Below are 13,771 nucleotides of genomic sequence, written 5' to 3' on the forward strand. Positions count from 1 at the left end.
TGATTATAAATAAAAAAAAGGCCAGTGCAATTGCACCGGCCTTTTAACTTTTTAAACTATGGAGAAAGTGTGTCCGTACCTACAGGCCCAATGTGCTGCGCACTTTGGTGAAGGCATCGCCCAGTTTAGAGCGGTCAGGAGCAGCACCTTGAGCAAAGTCAGGACGACCGCCGCCTTTACCACCCATGATCGCAGCGACTTCCTTAAGAACGTCACCGGCTTTGTGATCGCCAGTCAGATCTTTAGAAACAGATACGATGATTGGGTTTGAACCATCACCTTGTCCAACCACCACAACGATACCGGATTGGATTTTGTTTTTAAGATCGTCAGTCACTTTCGCCAAAACTTCACGATCATCCATTGGTACGTCGGCCATAACCAGTTTGGCAGAAACGCCAGACTTGGTTTTGAAGGCCATCGCTTTACCAACAAGGTCGTCCACATTGATCTGGCCGCCTTGAAGTTTTTTGATTTCCTTTTCAAGAACTTTAACTTGTTCTTTGATGGACTCCACGCGATTTGCCAAAGTTGACTTCTCGCCAGTGATTTCCAAATGCTTCAAATAGTGTGCGGATTTTTGCAAGCCCGCCGCTGCCAAAGCCTCATCCAGATGAGCGATTGAGCTCATTGCGTATTTAACTGCAGAATCACCTGTGATTGCTTCCACGCGACGCACGCCGGAGCTGACACCAGATTCAGAAACAATCTTGAACATGCGAATGTTGGAAGTGTTCTTAACGTGAGTACCACCGCAAAGTTCGCAGGAGAAATCACCCATAGTCAAAACGCGTACGTCATTAGCGTACTTTTCACCAAACAAGGCCATAGCGCCTTTTTCGATCGCTTGCTTGTGTGGCATCAAATCCGTTTTAACTTCAATGTTGCGCGCGATTTGCTCGTTGACCATGTCTTCGATCTTGCGGATCTCTTCAGAGCTCACTGGTTTATTGTGAGTGAAGTCAAAACGGGTTTTATCAGCATCCACCAAAGAACCAGCTTGAGTCACGTGTACGCCCAGGACTTTGCGAAGAGCTGCGTGCAACAAGTGAGTAGCGGAGTGGTTGCTGGCAGTGTTTCTGCGCTCAACCGGATCCACGCCCGTGACAACTGCATCGCCCACTTTGAATGAGCCGTGTTCGACTTCCACATGGTGAAGAATGATGTCATCAATCTTTGTCGTATTTGCAACGCGCGCACGGTTGGTGTCTTGCATGATGTAACCAACGTCGCCGGACTGACCGCCACCTTCACCATAGAAAGTGGTCGCATCCAGAATGAAAATACCCGTGTCGCCGGTTTTAAGTTCTTTTACTTCAGCTTGGCCGTTGGACAATGCCATGACCTTGCCGTCGCCCATAGTGCTGTCGTAACCCAGGAATTTTACGTTCTTACCGGATTGAAGATAGTCTTTGGCAAACTTGATTAAGTGAGCTTCATCAGCTCCCATGGATTTGCCTTTCCATGAAGCTTTGGATTTCGCGCGATTCGCGTCCATCTCTTTTTCGAAAGCTTCTTCGTTCACTTCGATGCCGTTTTCGTTCGCGATCACGCGAGTCAAGTCAGCAGGGAAGCCGTAAGTGTCATACATACGGAATACCACTTCGCCGGAAAGTTCTTTCACACCAGCAGCTTTGGCTTTTGAAAGTTCAGCTGTCAGGATTTCCGTTCCTTTATCCAGAGTCGCCAGGAAGCGATCTTCTTCGTCACGGATTGTGTTCAGGATGTGATCACGACGTGTGGAAAGCTCTGGATAAACTTTACCCATGTTTTCGATCAGGGCTTCTGCCATACCTGGCAAGAAAGACTTATCTGCAGAAAGCTTACGACCATAACGAATTGCACGTCTCATGATACGACGAAGTACGTAACCACGGCCTTCGTTCGATGGCAAAGCGCCGTCGGCGATCAGGAATGAAGTAGAGCGACAGTGGTCAGCAAGAACGCGAAGTGCAGATGTGGTTTCCGCCGCTTTTGCATCTGTTGCCAAAACTTTTTTATCCGTCACGTACTTCACGTTTCCGATTTTGCAAGCAAGCTCGATCATCGGAAGGAATAAGTCTGTGTCGTAATTGTTGAACTTGCCCTGCATCGCTGCAGTTACACGCTCAAGACCCGCGCCTGTATCCACAGATGGCTTAGGCAGTGGAGTCAAAGTTCCTGGAGGATTTTCGAAGTACTGCATGAATACCAGGTTCCAGATTTCCACGAAGCGGTCTTCACCCGCTTCGATGCCCTTGAATGGATCTGCAATTTTTCCAGCTTCAGGACCGTGATCATAGAAGATCTCTGTACAAGGACCGCAAGGACCTGTGTCGCCCATTTTCCAGAAGTTATCTTTGTCGAAACGGAAGATGCGCTCGCGAGGAACGCCTTCCTGATTGTGCCAGATATCGGCAGCTTCATCGTCAGACAAGTGAACTGTCACATAAAGTTTTTCTTTTGGAATCGCCAAAGTTTTAGTCAGGAACTCCCAAGCAAAGTGAATCGCGTCTTTCTTGAAGTAGTCACCAAAGGAAAAGTTCCCCAGCATTTCAAAGAAAGTATGATGGCGGGCAGTGAAGCCCACGTTTTCCAAGTCATTGTGCTTGCCACCGGCACGCACGCATTTTTGCGAGGAAACGGCGCGGTTGTAGTCACGTTTCTCAAGCCCCAGGAAAGTATTTTTAAACTGGTTCATGCCGGCGTTTGCAAAAAGCAAAGTCGGGTCGTTCTCCGGAATCAATGAAGAAGAAGCGACAGCTTTGTGTCCGTTCTTCTCGAAGTATGTAATAAAAGCATTTCTGATCTCAGAGCTTTTCATAGATAACCTTTCTAACGGTCTCGGAATCAAATCCACGGGAGGTAAGCAGGCGACCTACGCGTGCTTGGTCCTCACGGGAAAATTTAAAATCTTCAGTAAACTTATTTGTTATAACTTCCAGGGCCTTTTTAAGCTCCAGCGCGCTGTCGGCTTCCACAGAAGGAAGGCCTTTTTCATTCAGGTAGTTATTGATGTATTCTATACCTTTATGACGGCGGTGAAGAGTGTCTGCCAGACGATGGGCGAGTTCAGTAGGATCCTCCAGCCAATTGTTCTTTTTTGCATGAGCAATGGCTTCGTCGATCGCTTCCAGTCCACCGTCTTCATCTGCAATCTTGCCGTGCAACTTCGTTCTGAGTTCTTTTTCAGAATGATTGCGGCGGGCAATTAGATCCATGATTTTGCGTTTTGCAGTGTCAGACATAGGCAGTAACAGAATCTATCTGGTCATGCCTGTCCAGTCATGCTTTTTTCAGAGTAATTTCGGTCAGTTCGCAGAATGTTCCAAGGCGCAGACTTGGCCCCCAGTAACCCGTTCCTTGATTGACATACAGCTGCATTTTCTTAAGCTGGTAAAGGCCTTTTGGGTAACGCTGAAAGAACACGATTAGGAAGTTCCAAGGGAAAAACTGACCGCCATGGGTGTGGCCGGAAAGTTGTAAATCAAAGCCTTTCTCGCAGGCCTTGTCGGCGATGGCCGGTTGATGCGCCAGGAAAATCTTAAAAGCATCTGATTTTTGCTGGGAAACCAATTTGTCCAGGTCGGGTGGCTCCTTGCCAAACTGGCGTGCGGCCGGATCGGCAAGGCCGGAAATTTGCAATGTAGAACCGTTGATCTCAAGGGTTTCTGTTTGGTTCACTAAAACCTTGTAACCTATTGTGCGAAATGCAGATAAACCCTCTTCGATATTCCAGTAGTACTCGTGGTTTCCAGCGACAAAATAGGTGCCGTATTTGGAGTGAACAGATTTTAGGATTTCCAACTCCGGAATATGGCGAATGGCGTGATCATCCAGGATGTCTCCTGTGAAGACCACCAGGTCGGCATTCAGCTGATTGATCTTTTCCACCAGCTTTTGCACGAACTTGACTGGCAATCCCGGAGCCACGTGCAGATCCGTGACGTGCACAATTCGCAGATCATTTAGCCCCTGGGGTAGCTGATCGAATTCGATCTTCACTTGAATAACTTTTGCACCAAGACGAACCACCAAGGTTCCCAAAAGGAGCATTGCCAACGGTACTACCAATAGCAAACCTGTGGCTTCAGCGCCGTAAAGCTGAGTGCCAACGAATTCGGGTTGCGTGAAGTTAAGAAGGAAGCCAGCGATATCCCGCAGGATGATGAAAGACAGCAGAAAGCTGATGTACGCCATCGAAAAATGGGCGGCGCTGAAATACGGATCATGCCAAGGCTTGGTTTCGGACCGGGTTTCACTTTGCGACCAGAAAAACAACGGCATAGAGATCACGATGGCAAACAGTATGGCGATAAAGCCGATGATAAAAAATGTTTGGCCAGTGGTAAGGTCTGCATACCTTACCATTTGATGAGTTATGTAAATGAAAACAGTAAAGAACAAGCCAACGATAATTGCTTTAAATGCTGCCATATTGGTTTTTATACCATGACGAATTGTGTTTGCACAGAAAGTTGCAAAAACACAAATCCTCGAAGAGCTGCGTCAGTGATAAAATTTCCTGAGTGGCGGAGGTGTTTAGTGGCAATGAGTAATGATTTCAAACAAGCCCGGGATTTTCTGATTTTACATCGTGCAGATTATGACTATGCCACGCGGGAGTTTAAGTGGCCTGAACTGGGGAATTTCAATTGGGCCCTGGATTACTTCGACCCGATGGCCGAGGGTAACAATAATCTGGCTTTATGGATCACGGGTAACGAGGGCAAAGACGAAAAGTACACTTTTGCGGAGCTTTCTGCGCGGTCATCTCAAGTGGCAAACTATCTGCGTCGGTTGGGCCTTAAGCGGGGCGATCATGTTCTGCTATATATGGGTAACGAAACCGCTTTGTGGGAGCTGATGTTGGGCTGCATGAAACTGGGTGCGGTTATTATACCCACCAGTCCGTTGGTTTCCTTGGACGATCTGCAGGATCGTCTGATTCGTGGAGAAGTAAAACTTATTGCGACGACCTCTAAGGAAGCTGGAAAATTGGATATTCAATCACCGGGGGCCATTAAGCTTGTCATCGATGGCAAACTGGAAGGCTGGCAGGATTATTCAGAGGCCACTCGGGAAAATGCCGAGTTCAAAGCTGAAGGTGAGACAAAGGCCACAGATCCGTTGCTGCTGTATTTTACTTCGGGAACAACGGCGAAACCGAAGATCGTTGAGCACTCTCATCAAAGTTATCCCGTGGGACATTTGTCGACCATGTACTGGATCGGGCTGCGCCCAGGGGATGTTCATATGAACGTCAGTTCTCCGGGATGGGCGAAGCATGCGTGGAGTAGTTTCTTTGCTCCGTGGAATGCTGAGGCCACAGTATTCATTCATCGTCATGATCGCTTTGATGCAAAGATCATGATGGAGGTTATGGAAAAGAATCGTGTGACTTCGATATGTGCGCCCCCAACGGTATGGCGCATGCTGGCCGCCGAGGATTTGGGAAAATATCAAATGAATTTGCGGGAAGCTGTCAGTGCGGGAGAACCGTTGGATGCTGAAATTATCCGAACTTTCCAGAATGCGTGGAAGGTCACTTTGCGCGATGGTTACGGGCAAACAGAAACCACGGCGCAAATCGGAAACTGCCCTGGTCAGGAAGTGCATCCCGGCACAATGGGAAGACCCCTTCCGGGATATAAAATTGCGCTTTTGGATCGAGATAACAACCCTGCTGATGAAGGTGAAATTTGCATCGACATCAGTGGTCGTAATATTGCGGTGATGACAGGATATCGAAATTCAGATGTCGCAAATACCACAACGGCTTCTTACTATCGCACCGGAGACATGGCCGCGAAAGGCGAGCACGGCGACTTTGTTTTTGTCGGACGTGGAGACGATGTTTTTAAAAGTTCAGATTATCGAATCAGTCCTTTTGAAATTGAAAACGTGCTGCTGGAACATCCCGCTGTGCGCGAAGTTGCGGTGATTCCAAGTCCTCATGTTTTGAGGCAAAATGTCCCGAAAGCGGTAATCTTTTTAGCTAAAGGTATGGAGCCCACACGTGAGCTTGCTCTACAAATAATGAACCACTCACGATCACGTTTGGCCCCATTTAAACGAATCCGTCGCTTGGAATTTGGCGATTTACCTAAGACTGCCTCAGGTAAAATCCGCCGGGTGGAGCTGCGTGTTCGTGAACAAAAACGAATAGCTGCGAATGAGAAGTCACAATATGAGTTTTGGGAGGAAGACTTTAAAGCGGTACTGCCTGAAAGTTGGTCTCAGGATCTACCTTAGGTACTGCGGACTAATAGCTGCTCGCATTTGAAAAATATTGGACGTAATTCCAGCGCGAGCAGACCGCTCTTAGTTTAAATTGATATCACCAACCCCGAATGGAGATCGCGGGTCGGTGATGTTCAAAAACAACTGGAGAGAGGTTATGTTGGAACAAGAGAAGGTAGTAGCTAGAGAAACTGGGAAAAAGATCCTGCATTCGATTTTAAACGAGATGCTGGACCATTCGGAGAAAGTCGTTGTGAACTACACTGTTGGTGAGCGTACGACAGTTTACAAAGTCGAATGTCACCCGCAAAGCCTGGGGCAGCTCATTGGCTCAAAGGGAAAAAATATCGGCGGAATTCGTGCAGTGATTTCAGCGATGATGGCCCGTAAAGGAATTCGTGCAATTATCGAGATTCCATATGTTGCCCAAAACAATCGTATGGAATTTGCCGAGTAGTTATTCGTTCCCAAGAGTCTTCAGTTGTTAATAGTAATTTAAGAGCGTTGTTTTAAAAAATCCGGAAACTGAAGATGTATTTGAGGGCTTCGTAAGATTGGCGAAGCTCTCTCGAAGTGCAAGTCTTCCGTGGCACTTCGTAAAGAGAGAGAGCCTCGCTTCAAATTAATATCAAAAGCGGAAATTCAGTATCTGGCAGATCTGCCCATAAAGTCGAATCGCTAATTTTAATACCATCCATAACTTTAACTCACTGCGATGTGTTTGGTCGTTGCGCGCACTAATACCGCCGAAGCGCAGCGACGGAGGGTTTTTATTGCAACCCCAAGGGGTACGGCGTAACTCCTTCTTATGAACAAATTCCTTCTGAAATTGGCTACTTTTTTTGGTGTTGGGCTGAGTCCTAAGGCACCGGGAACTGTGGCCACTGTGGCTACGATTCCCTTGGTTTTGCTTCTTAATTGGGCGGGCCCGGTGGTTTACATGGTTATTACTGTGGTTCTGTTGGCTGCGGGAATTTTTGCGGCACAGGCTTATGAGGATGCCAAGGGTGGTCATGATCACAGCGAAATCGTTATCGATGAAGTCGTTGGATTCTTGATTGCGATGGTTTGGATGCCTTTGACGTGGCAAGCCATTTTAATTGGTTTTGTGCTGTTCAGATTGCTGGACATTACCAAGCCTTTATTCATAGGATATTTAGATAAGAAGATCCAAGGAGGTCTTGGTGTGATGGTTGATGACGTTGCCGCTGGTATTGTTGTTAGCCTGATCATGCAGTTTCTTTACACTCAAACAAATTGGTTGGGTGCACAGATCGTGGTTCCTTAAATGGCAGCACGAGACGAGAAACTTCAAGAACTCATTCGATCCCTTCGCGACCAAAAACTCACAGTGGGTTTTGCGGAAAGTTGTACTGGAGGTGCACTTTCGGCTTTTTTAACAGAGCAAGCAGGTATATCCGACATCTTTTTAGGCTCTGTGGTTTCTTACTCTAACGAGGCGAAGGTGGATCTTCTGGGGGTCCGTCGAGACACTCTCATGCAAGAGGGTGCGGTGAGCGAGTCAGTCGCTCGTCAAATGGCGCACGGAGTGCGTCGACAGCTGAAAACAGATTGGTCTGTGGCAGTTACAGGTATTGCTGGTCCGAGCGGTGGAACACCGACGAAGCCGGTAGGCACTGTATGCTTCGCCATTGTTGGTCCAGGCTTTGAAAGCTCTCGGAAAGAATTCTTTTCGGGGGATCGCAAAGCCATCCAGCAAGGGGCAGTGGACTTGTCCGTTCGTTGGCTGTGTGAAGTTCTCGACAGGAAATAAAAGAAGGTAGCCCCCGGCTGCTAAAAATTAACAATAAGAATTGTGGTGAGGAACCACATAAATAGAGAGGGACTAGGCAGATGGCAAACACAACTGTTGCAGATGCAAAAGCAAATAACGAAAAGGCAAAAGCACTTGAATTGGCTGTTTCATCAATTGAAAAGCAATTCGGTAAAGGTTCAATCATGCGTTTGGGCGCCAACGATTCTTTGGTTAAAGACGTTGAAGCGATCAGCACTGGCGCATTGAGCCTGGATTTGGCTTTGGGTATCGGTGGTCTTCCTAAAGGTCGTATCGTGGAAATCTACGGACCTGAGTCTTCTGGTAAAACAACTCTTTGCTTGTCCGTTATCGCTCAAGCTCAGAAAAAAGGCGGCGTTGTTGCATTCGTGGATGCAGAGCACGCTTTGGACGTAAACTACGCTCGTAAATTGGGTGTTAACACTGAAGATATGTTGATCTCTCAACCAGACACTGGTGAGCAAGCTCTTGAAATCGTGGAAACTCTTGTTCGCTCTGGCGCAATCGACGTACTGGTTGTCGACTCCGTAGCAGCATTGGTTCCTCGCGCAGAGATCGAAGGCGACATGGGTGATTCTCACGTAGGTCTTCAAGCTCGTTTGATGTCTCAAGCTCTTCGTAAATTGACAGCAGCTGTGAACCGTTCAAACACTCTTGTTATCTTCATCAACCAACTTCGTATGAAAATCGGTGTGATGTTCGGTAACCCGGAAACTACTACTGGTGGTAACGCGTTGAAATTCTACTCTTCTGTTCGTTTGGATGTACGCCGTGTGGGCGCGATCAAAAATGGCGAAGATGTGACTGGTAACCGTACTGCAGTTAAAGTTGTGAAAAACAAAATGGCTCCTCCGTTCACTAAAGTTGAATTCGACTTGATGTACGGTGAAGGTATTTCTGAAGAAGGTGACTTGCTGGATTTGGCAGTGACTGCAAACATGGTTGAAAAATCTGGCGCATGGTTCTCCATCAATGGCGAGCGCATGGGTCAAGGCCGCGATGCTGCGAAAAACTTCCTGAAAGAGCACCCAGAATACATGACTGATCTTCGTACTAAGATCCTGGCTAAAAACGGTATCGGTAAACTTTTGATCGATGCTGAAGGTAACAACGATGGTGAAGACCATGAAGGTACAGAGCCAATGGAAATGCCAACTGAAGACGCAGCTCCGAAAAAAGAAAAAGTTAAAAAAGGCAAACACTAGTCAGCCTGAAAAACCCGCTCCCAAAGAGCGGGTTTTTTTTATCTCCGAACCTAGCCTGAAGTCTGGCTCTCGAATTGAGGCATTTTTCCGATAAGTAGGGCATGCGAAAGTATGTCGAAGGCAAAATATTCAAAGACGAATTAGAGCTGTGGTTCTTTCTTCAGGATCTAAAAGGTAAGAAGTTGGGAGTTCCCGACGGTCATTACTGCATCGAGTTTTTGGATAAGCCTGAGGGGCTTCGTTTTCGGATGATGTTGAGATTTGCAGAGATGCGCACGATCGGACGTGTCCTATGGACTCGACCGATGGAACCTCGTTTTTATTTTTATGTGAAAAACGATGAAGTTTTTTGTATGGGAGTAGAATCCCGATACTTACATGCGCGTGAAGAGATACTGGACGGACGCTGGCAGCTGGTAGAGTACTGTGATGTTCTTTCACCTGCTGAGGGGCCGGAAATGTATTTTACTCCAGAGGCCTACGCAAAGGCATGTGATGCCCTAGTTGAAGCTCTTATAATGCAAACTAAAAAAGTCTCCTAGAATTTGACCCCACTGAAAGTATTTTTGGTTTCGCGGGTATTTTTTCAGATCAGGGTTTTTCTGAAGAGAGTCGATTAAGTATCTTAGCGGCCCAAAAGCTGCCTCTTCCATAACCTTGTTGTAAGTAAGAGACTGATCTTCGTTTAACTGAAACAATTGGATGGACGTTACTTGTTGAAGTTCCGTCTTCGAACAGAAATAGAAGCCATCTTCGGTCGCTCGAAACCAAGGTTCCCCAACAAGATCCAAAAAAGTACTGTTTTGCAGAATCTGATAAAGACGATGGCAACATTTGGTGTTTTCGATTTCTTGAAATTCCATAAATCATTTTCTCTGAAAGATTGATGCCGCCGTCGCTTGGGTTTGAATAGGCTGGCGTTTCCGCGTTCCGGAGCATTGGGAAGCGCGAATGAGACTTAAATCGCATCTGCGCGAAAGAAGCTTTCATCCCGCCATTTCATCCATACTGGGAACAATACAAAATTAAAAACGGTAAAATTCATTTCGATTAAGAGAACTTCTTATGGTGGGAAGTTGGTTATTGCCTCCCAAAAGTATATCGAAATGAATGATAAGCCAGATTCAGGACAGATGCTTCCATCAATATTAATGTGGCCCGTGTGCAGGAAATCTTGGAGGAGAAAAGTCTAATGAATGCATTGAACAAAGTTTCAGCATTGGTGATTTAGCATGAGCGAACAAGGTGATCTTCGTCCCATGCCTTGGCCTTGGTAATATTTCGTATAGTCATCCTTAAGTAAAATTGGATGGCTACACCGTTATTTCATTGCGCCTAACTTGCAGTTTGGCTTAGCTTGGAGCAATGAAAAGCTGTTTTTTTGGAGTCATCTTAGTTCTAATCTCGATGTCAGTCGGCGCGACTACTTTGGAATCGCGCAAGACTGTGAATGTCGGGGCTTATGGTTTTGCTCCTTACTATGATTTGGAAAAAGGACGCGGAATTATCAATGACGTTCTAAAGCAGCTCAATGAAATGCAGAATGATTTTACATTTCAAGTCGTGGAAACTCCCAGTCGTCGTCGCTATCAAAGTTTTACCGAGCGAAAAGTGGACATGTACTTTTTCGAAGATCCTAAGTGGAGCTGGAAAGGCATTGAACATTACTCCCTGCCGCTAAAGGTGGATGACGCCGAAGTCTACATAGCTCACCGAAAAAAAGCGAAAGATCAAAACTACTTTCAGAGTCTAAATGGAAAAAGCATCGCTGGAATTGTCGGTTATCACTACAAGTTCGCCAATTTCAATCCTGACGAAGCCTCCTTAAGAGCGAAGTTCAATATTATTCTGGTAACTCATAATCAGGCGACAGTGCGCATGGTGCTGAATAACCGCGTGGATATCGGGGTTGTGCCTCGGTCGTACATTAGGCAGTATTTGCGGGATAATCCCGATCGTTATGATGAGGTGTTAATCAGTGATAAGGTGGATCATAACTATGATCTTAGACTTATTGCGAACCCGAAGGCAGTCATCACTAAGGAGCGGCTGTCCAAGTTGGTTGAAAGCCTGGTGAAGAAGGCCTCTTATAAGGATTTGTTTTAAAAAAAAGCTCCGGATATTCGGAGCTTTTTTTGTTTGAATTAGCGAGCGAATGTTCCGTACAAGTAAGTCGGATCTTGCACCCAGGTGCACTGTTCGTAAGGTGGACGGTGGTGGTCGCCAGGATACCAGCGGCAATCGCGACGTTGACGCATTTCGCGCAGGATTGAAACTTTAAGTGTTGTGACACCCTTGTTTTCTTTAAAATCAATGTACATGCGGCGGCCTTGAACCATCAAAGAACAGCGACCGGAATTGAAATCAAATTCAATGGCATCTACTTTAGGATTGGATTTTTTTCCAGTGATGTAGACTGTTCTCAAGTTGCCGAAGTTTGACTGGCAGTTGTTGTTCAGGATGTCAGTGCCCATTTCATTACGGAACGACATGACAGGTTTGTTACCTTCAAAATTCAAAATCAATTCGCCAGCAACTCCGTTAAATCGACCGGAGTAAATTCCTTCATACTTTTTCGCTTTTGAAAGATAGGCGCTTGGTACGCGGCCATCTTTGATTTCAACAGTCTTGCATCCTACGGCTGCGAACAGCATTAAGCTGGCAACCAATATTTTAAAGAACGTCATTAATACCCCCTGCGAAAATGAATAAATCACAGGCACTGTTAGAGAGCAAAGGGTATTCGGATTTGCGAGTTAGAAATGCGAAATGCGCAAATACAAGGGGACCTGAGTTGCCCGTAATAAGGACCAAGAAGAAAATAGGGGCATTAATGTTAACCAAAAAAAGGAGAACTAAATGAAAACAGTAATGATTGCTGTAATGCTAATGGGCGGCGCTGCATGGGCCCAAATGCCCGACACGTCCAAAATGATGGATCAGGCAAAAAATAAGGCTGCAGATGTAATGGCGGCTTGTAAAGAGGATAAGATCAAGTTCTGTGACAAGGTCACTGAAATGAATGCCATCAAAGAGTGCCTTAAGAAGAACAAAGATGGACTGACGGCAGGTTGCAAGTCGTCTCTGGGAATCAAATAAAAAAACCCGCTCGAAAGAGCGGGTTTTTAGTTTCAGGAACCTGTGAAAATTATTTGTTCAGAGCAATCTTTTGTCTTCCCACCAGGCCACTGGATTTCTTGGGAGATGATGCACGCACCACCCGAGACATACCGGCCTGATAGGGGCTTAGGCTGGATACTTTTTTTGCTTTGGACTTTGAAACCTTAATAGTCATCATTTCAAGCACCAATGGCTGCTTTCCTTCTGCGTAAACTGGAACAGCTGGTGTTTCAGGGGCTGCTGGGACTTCAACTGGTTTTTGAGCTGCAATCTTTCTTGCCGGAACTTCTTTGCTGACGGGGGCTTTCGCGACTATGGCAGGCTTAACTGCTTTACGAGGTACCTTGTTGATTGTAACCATTTTTGGATTCTTCGCGATGACCGGCTTAGCTAATGAAGCCGGCATACGTTTTTGCGTAGGATCCACATATGTTTTTACCAATAATGGTTGAGTGTTGGTAGTCGCACCTTTAGCAGCAGGAGCATTGTAAACCACGCGGCGAGCGGGATAGATACTCCACGTTTTTACCACGCGCTTTTGCTTCTTATAGCCAGGCTCGGCCTTAAGAGTCACTTTAAGATCATTGGATGAAGATGATGTTCCCTGAGCGGATGCGCAGAGTGGTGAAAGTGCCAGAAGTATCAAAACGATGCTATGTCTCATTTGAAGAACCTCAACCATGGAAATCTATAAACGAATATGCAAGGCAAATGCCGTCTATAAACTAATCAGGTGTCAATGAAGGCATATAGTTGGCGAAGGATTGGACACTGTCTAATATAAGTTAGGCAGTCAAAGTGATCCATCCATTTTGAGTCAACAGAGGTGGTGTCATTCATATTTGTCGCCGTGTTTCCCAGGAAAAGTCGGAGTCAAAATGTCCCTGTTATTTTCTGACATTTGCGCCAGATCCATCACGTTGCTGAATGGATATTTGAATGCTTGGCAAAGTATTTGTATATGGGATCTTCGCGAGTTATTTAACACCACTGAATCCGGGGGGATTTAATATGAAAAAGTTTGTTACGTTGTTTATGGTTCTGGCTTTTGTTTCCACTTCATTCGCGGGTCGCGGCCATGGGCGCGGCGGTCACGGCGGTCATCATGGTGGCGGACACCACGGTGGTGGTCATCACGGTCCTCCTCCACGTCATGGTGGCGGCAGTGACGATGCGGGTTTGATTGCAGCGATCTTCTTGTCTGTGTCTGGCGTTTTGTTGACGTCTTCCACAGCTTGCGACAGCTCTCAATCTTGTGCATACAAACAGATTATCGCTGACTCCAAGGATGATGCAGCTCTTTACATCGCAACTGAAGGTGACATGAAGGGCGTAAAATTGGTTCGCTCTTTGGAACTTCTGCGCAACCTGGCGCCAGAAGTAGAGAGCTCCGATATGGAGCTCGCTGAAGAAATCATCAACTGGTAAT

At 46.3% G+C, this 13,771-nt stretch carries 14 protein-coding genes; 9 read left to right on the forward strand and 5 right to left on the reverse strand.

Features of this window, described 5'->3' with window-relative positions; genetic code table 11:
- Positions 1 to 79: 79 nt before the first annotated feature.
- The 3 genes from alaS to ACLVWU_RS02150 are packed head-to-tail and all read right to left on the reverse strand — an operon-like array spanning position 80 to position 4,416.
- Positions 80 to 2,803, reverse strand: a complete 2,724-nt coding sequence (gene alaS, locus ACLVWU_RS02140; protein WP_413576869.1) for an alanine--tRNA ligase — start codon at positions 2,801 to 2,803, stop codon at positions 80 to 82.
- Positions 2,790 to 3,227, reverse strand: coding sequence for a regulatory protein RecX (locus ACLVWU_RS02145; RefSeq protein WP_413576870.1), 438 nt, complete (start codon positions 3,225 to 3,227; stop codon positions 2,790 to 2,792). The genes alaS and ACLVWU_RS02145 overlap by 14 nt, the downstream gene beginning before the upstream one ends.
- A 37-nt stretch (positions 3,228 to 3,264) precedes the next feature.
- Positions 3,265 to 4,416 carry a metallophosphoesterase gene (locus tag ACLVWU_RS02150; RefSeq protein ID WP_413576871.1) on the reverse strand — a complete coding sequence of 384 codons (1,152 nt, stop codon included), beginning with the start codon at positions 4,414 to 4,416 and terminating at the stop codon, positions 3,265 to 3,267.
- A gap of 114 nt (positions 4,417 to 4,530) precedes the next feature.
- Here ACLVWU_RS02150 and ACLVWU_RS02155 point away from each other — a divergent pair, with 114 nt between their 5' ends.
- The 7 genes from ACLVWU_RS02155 to ACLVWU_RS02185 all read left to right on the forward strand — a co-directional run bounded on the left by ACLVWU_RS02155 (position 4,531) and on the right by ACLVWU_RS02185 (position 11,328).
- A complete protein-coding gene (locus ACLVWU_RS02155) occupies positions 4,531 to 6,234 on the forward strand; it encodes an AMP-binding protein (RefSeq protein WP_413576873.1) in 1,704 nt (567 codons plus the stop codon).
- 145 nt (positions 6,235 to 6,379) lie between these two features.
- Positions 6,380 to 6,679, forward strand: a complete 300-nt coding sequence (locus ACLVWU_RS02160) for a KH domain-containing protein (RefSeq protein WP_413576874.1) — start codon at positions 6,380 to 6,382, stop codon at positions 6,677 to 6,679.
- Positions 6,680 to 7,030: 351 nt separating this feature from the next.
- Positions 7,031 to 7,510 (forward strand): phosphatidylglycerophosphatase A, encoded by a 480-nt coding sequence (locus ACLVWU_RS02165; RefSeq protein WP_413576875.1) that lies wholly within the window; start codon positions 7,031 to 7,033, stop codon positions 7,508 to 7,510.
- Complete coding sequence (locus ACLVWU_RS02170) at positions 7,511 to 7,996, forward strand: CinA family protein (protein WP_413576877.1); 486 nt, start codon at positions 7,511 to 7,513, stop codon at positions 7,994 to 7,996. It abuts the gene before it with no gap.
- An 80-nt stretch (positions 7,997 to 8,076) separates the two neighbouring features.
- Positions 8,077 to 9,222, forward strand: coding sequence for a recombinase RecA (gene recA, locus ACLVWU_RS02175; protein WP_413576879.1), 1,146 nt, complete (start codon positions 8,077 to 8,079; stop codon positions 9,220 to 9,222).
- 101 nt (positions 9,223 to 9,323) lie between these two features.
- Positions 9,324 to 9,764, forward strand: coding sequence for a hypothetical protein (locus ACLVWU_RS02180; protein ID WP_413576880.1), 441 nt, complete (start codon positions 9,324 to 9,326; stop codon positions 9,762 to 9,764).
- An 823-nt stretch (positions 9,765 to 10,587) separates the two neighbouring features.
- On the forward strand, positions 10,588 to 11,328 hold the full coding sequence (locus ACLVWU_RS02185; RefSeq protein ID WP_413576882.1) for a hypothetical protein: 741 nt from the start codon (positions 10,588 to 10,590) through the stop codon (positions 11,326 to 11,328).
- Between the two features lie 38 nt (positions 11,329 to 11,366).
- On the opposite strand, the gene ACLVWU_RS02190 is transcribed toward ACLVWU_RS02185, so the two are convergent.
- Complete coding sequence (locus ACLVWU_RS02190; protein WP_413576883.1) at positions 11,367 to 11,909, reverse strand: hypothetical protein; 543 nt, start codon at positions 11,907 to 11,909, stop codon at positions 11,367 to 11,369.
- Positions 11,910 to 12,081: 172 nt separating this feature from the next.
- On the opposite strand from ACLVWU_RS02190, the gene ACLVWU_RS02195 reads away from it, so the two are divergent.
- Positions 12,082 to 12,321, forward strand: a complete 240-nt coding sequence (locus tag ACLVWU_RS02195; protein WP_413576885.1) for a hypothetical protein — start codon at positions 12,082 to 12,084, stop codon at positions 12,319 to 12,321.
- Positions 12,322 to 12,370: 49 nt separating this feature from the next.
- On the opposite strand, the gene ACLVWU_RS02200 is transcribed toward ACLVWU_RS02195, so the two are convergent.
- Positions 12,371 to 13,006, reverse strand: a complete 636-nt coding sequence (locus ACLVWU_RS02200) for a hypothetical protein (protein ID WP_413576887.1) — start codon at positions 13,004 to 13,006, stop codon at positions 12,371 to 12,373.
- A 347-nt stretch (positions 13,007 to 13,353) separates the two neighbouring features.
- On the opposite strand from ACLVWU_RS02200, the gene ACLVWU_RS02205 reads away from it, so the two are divergent.
- Positions 13,354 to 13,770 (forward strand): DUF2388 domain-containing protein, encoded by a 417-nt coding sequence (locus tag ACLVWU_RS02205; protein WP_413576888.1) that lies wholly within the window; start codon positions 13,354 to 13,356, stop codon positions 13,768 to 13,770.
- Position 13,771: the final 1 nt, after the last annotated feature.

Source organism: Bdellovibrio sp. HCB290 (assembly GCF_047305925.1).
Taxonomy (GTDB): Bacteria; Bdellovibrionota; Bdellovibrionia; order Bdellovibrionales; family Bdellovibrionaceae; genus Bdellovibrio.